Annotated in this window: 1 protein-coding gene; it reads left to right on the top strand. The window is 51.6% G+C overall.

Annotated features, from left to right (window positions below; translation table 11 throughout):
- Nucleotides 1-17: 17 nt before the first annotated feature.
- Nucleotides 18-605: DUF1601 domain-containing protein (locus tag J7438_RS26950; protein WP_209279092.1), on the top strand; the 588-nt coding region annotated here is incomplete at its 3' end.

Raw genomic sequence — 605 nt, 5'->3', positions numbered from 1 at the left:
TTACCCCTCATAGCCCCATGGGTGAGCGTATTAAGCATACTCAAGCTGTCTTATTGTCAACGCTACTGGATGCAATAATATTTAACTGCAACCAAAGACATGAAGACAGTGATATTGATGCCCGGGGCATCGCCAACCTGCTGTGGGCCATGGCGAAACTGGTGGACAACGGCCGGGAACAGACACCAGGGCTTAAAAAAGCTGTGGCCGCGCTGTTGCCCCGTGTGAACGCACAGAAAGACCAATTCAATGCCCAGGATATTACCAACCTGGTGTGGGCCATAGCGAAACTGTTGGACAACGGGCAGGAGCAGGCATCAGGGCTCAACGAGGCCATGGCCACGCTGCTACCCCTCGTGAAAGTACTGAGAGACCAATTTATTCCTCAGCATATCGCCAACCTGCTGTGGGCCATGGCGAAGCTGGGTGAACTCGTTGAGCTGCACGTGGTTACCTCAACGTTCGAATCGTTGCTCTACCGATTCAGCGACAACCCTCAGCTCTTTCAGCAAGATGATATAGTGATGTCTCTATGGGGAGTAATGGTATGTTGTGCCAGGTTGTCTCTGGCCCCCAATGCCATTAAAAATAGCGTGCTTGAAAAG

Source organism: Thalassotalea sp. G20_0, from assembly GCF_017744175.1.
Classification (GTDB): domain Bacteria; phylum Pseudomonadota; class Gammaproteobacteria; order Pseudomonadales; family Endozoicomonadaceae; genus Endozoicomonas.
The sequence above is the reverse complement of the archived record's forward strand: the minus strand, read 5'-3'. Positions and strand labels throughout refer to the sequence as shown.